Source organism: Fusibacter paucivorans, from assembly GCF_018390735.1.
Lineage (GTDB): Bacteria > Bacillota > Clostridia > Peptostreptococcales > Acidaminobacteraceae > Fusibacter > Fusibacter paucivorans.
Map to the genome: position 1 here is coordinate 1 of NZ_JAHBCL010000080.1, position 1,929 is coordinate 1,929.

The window sequence follows — 1,929 nt, forward strand, 5'->3', positions numbered from 1 at the left end:
TCTCTTTAATTCCAATTCCAATGGATGTAATGTAATCAATATGTTCCTTAGTCATTTTATTAATAAAATTTTCGTACATATTGTCTCCTCTCTTTTGATGATAATTTTACCTAACGTTCCCACGATTCACGAAGTCCCTCTCATTTAACGCAATGCGGAAAATGTGGCGCATGGCTTGCTTCGCAAGACATGTGACATCAAGAGGGATTTTGGGAATCGCTGTGTTAGACGATGTCAAAGCGTCTGGGCTTAAATTTATCTCGGTTAAATCTTATGTTATGCCTAATTGAAAATGATTCTAACTCTTTTGCAAAATCATTATGATTATTTAAAAACCTTATTGATATTACAAATGACTTGTCTATGCAAATAATTTTAAGAACTTGTTTTTTAACAATACTTTTATTATTTGTATATAGTGTTATTGATTTTATATAACTCCAATTTATTGTCTTACTCTTGTGCAATATTCGGTGAAGTGATATATCATTATCAAAAATTCCTATTGAATAATTTGTGATATATATAATCAATATAATGATATATGAAATATATGCAAATATACTTGGATTACTAATCTGTTTTATGGATGAATCAACTCCAAGAATTAAGCTCGTTATTATTAAGTAAATAATCCATGTTATAGTTACAATCTTATATGGTGCAAACCTCATCTTGATCTCCTACTACACAATATTTCTTAATTTCACTACTTTAGAAAATGTCAAATTTGCTAACTCTAAAATTAATTTTATCTAATTCAAATTGATGTTTACTAGATAAAGTATCGATTTCTCTCATCAACTTGCTTTGATTAAAATGTGTAATTTTAAACTCATAATGGTTACTGTGTGACTTAATATCCATTATTGCCCATGACCCATATCCCAAATGATTACTTTCAAGTTTGATTAGTTCAACTTCATCTAATGGTACTTTAATATTTCTTAGTATGAGTCTCTTGACTATAATGCTATTGTTATCAATAATAATTGAATAATTCCATAAATATAGAATGGAGATTGTTAGTATTATAGCCATATATGCTGCACTAATCCTACTTCCCATTAGATAGATTATAAATATATAGAAGCATATGAATGAAATTAATTTTCTCGTTACTGTAAATTTTCTCATATATTCACCATCCAGCTTTGATGTTGTCTAACGTTCCCACGATTCACGACGTTCCTCTCTTTTAACGCCTTAGCGGAAAAAGTGGCGCAGTATATGCAACGCAGATACTGTGACATCGAGAGGAATGTTGGGAATCGCTGTGTTATATGAAGTCATTTATTTCTCCATATTTTCAACAGTTTTCTAAAGGCACTATTTTCAATGTTATGATTATCTTTTAAATTTAATGGTGGATTTAAGCCATGTATCAATTCCTTTTCAATAATCTCAATATCCTCGCAAACTTGATAATGCAATCTTAAATTTTTTTTCATCCATTCCGTTAAATATTCTTCATCCTCTTTTGTATATCTGTATCTTCCTTTATCATCTAATACTTCTTTTTGCAATTGTAAAATTGAACCTAAACTTTTTCTTAGAGTTGATATTCGTGCAGTCCCATTAAAATGATTTCTATAATCACGAGATTTTATTCCCTGACTAGACAACCCAACATATAATATGTATCTTTCTCCAATTTTCGAGTATTTCAAATTCTGCATATTATCAGGTAGTAATTTTAACGATCCAATACTTATTAGGTAAACACCCTTATCATTTGGAATTTCATGTGGATCATCTATCTGTGGTCGAAACTGATTCATCTTGTCGATACTAAATCTCATATAATTCTTGTATGATTAATATAGAAGCAATCATCATACTTTCCTTTCATTTTAATCTGTGACTATAATACATTCAGATACTGTGGTACTTTTGATTTTATTCTGTAGCTTTGACTACTCACCAGGA

General features: G+C 29.5%; 1 protein-coding gene. It reads right to left on the reverse strand.

Annotated elements, in window-relative coordinates; genetic code table 11:
* Nucleotides 1-1,289 precede the first annotated feature (1,289 nt).
* Complete coding sequence (locus KHM83_RS19500; protein ID WP_213238712.1) at nt 1,290-1,802, reverse strand: GIY-YIG nuclease family protein; 513 nt, start codon at nt 1,800-1,802, stop codon at nt 1,290-1,292.
* Between the last annotated feature and the right edge of the window lie 127 nt (nt 1,803-1,929).